This window comes from Streptomyces katrae (genome assembly GCF_000966975.1).
GTDB lineage: Bacteria > Actinomycetota > Actinomycetes > Streptomycetales > Streptomycetaceae > Streptomyces > Streptomyces katrae.
The window spans coordinates 1-963 of the sequence record NZ_JZWV01001298.1 but is presented as its reverse complement, the minus strand read 5'-3'; the positions used below and the strand labels follow the sequence as shown (position 1 = coordinate 963).

The following is a 963-nucleotide window of genomic DNA, read 5'->3' as shown; positions in this document are numbered from 1 at the left end:
GGACTCGAACCTAGAATAAGGGAACCAGAAACCCTCGTGTTGCCAATTACACTATAGCCCACCGAACTTCAAGCCCCTGGGGGCCTTTCGTTTGGTTAGCGCCTGTGGTTTCCGGCCTTTCGGCCCGTCTCCCCGGCGCAGAAAGAACATTACCGGATGCCTGACCGTGCTCCAAAACGGGTATCAGCGGCCAGCAGCCCGGGGAGCTGTCCGAGCCCTTCGATCCGGTGTACGCCCCCGGGTCCGGGCCCCCGCCGCCCGTCCCGGTCGAGCCAGACGGCGGTCAGTCCCGCGTCGCGCGCCCCCCGCGCGTCGATCTCCGGCTGGTCCCCCACGTACGCCACCTCGGCCGGGGGCAGTCCGAGCGCGGCGCAGGCGGCGAGGAAGGCGGCGGTGTCGGGCTTGCTGACCCCGAGCTCGGCGGCGCACACCAGGACCTCGAAGCGGTCGCGCAGACCGAGGTGGCGCAGCTTGGGGTCCTGGTTGGCCTCGGAGGAATTGGAGAGCACCCCGTGGCGGTGGCTCCCGGCGAGGGCGTCCAGGACGGGCAGGACGTCCGGGAAGAGGGTCCAGGCGGCCCGGTAGTGGCCCACGTAGCGCTCGAACCAGGCGTCGGCCTCGGCGGCGGTCAGGGCGGGCTCCCCGAGGAAGTCCCGCACCCGGTCCTGGCGCTGGCCCTGGAAGGTGACCTCGCCGGCGGAGAAACGCCCCCAGTGCAGTTCGGTGGCCTTCCGCCACAGGGCCAGGGCCTCGGCGGGGGTTCCGTAGCGGTCCCCGAGCCCTTCGTCACGCAGGTGCCGGGCCAGCCCGGCGGCGTCCGCCCCCGTGTAGTCGAAGAGGGTGTCGTCGATGTCCCACAGCACGGCGCGGATCGGCATACCGGCGAGCCTACGCCCGCGCGGACGCGCACGGGGGCGGTACGCGGAACCCGGCCGTGCGGTGGCCCGGGTCACACCGGGGGGG

1 protein-coding gene is annotated in these 963 nt (G+C 72.2%); it reads right to left on the bottom strand.

Going from position 1 to position 963, the window contains the following annotated elements; translation table 11 throughout:
• Positions 1 to 149 precede the first annotated feature (149 nt).
• Positions 150 to 878: an HAD family hydrolase gene (locus VR44_RS36375; protein ID WP_045951938.1), complete on the bottom strand. Its 729-nt coding sequence runs from the start codon at positions 876 to 878 to the stop codon at positions 150 to 152.
• Positions 879 to 963 lie beyond the last annotated feature (85 nt).

Bases quoted from the DNA above. Each gene is read 5' to 3' on its own strand.
- VR44_RS36375 (WP_045951938.1), bottom strand. From the start codon at position 878: ATGCCGATCCGCGCCGTGCTGTGGGACATCGACGACACCCTCTTCGAC.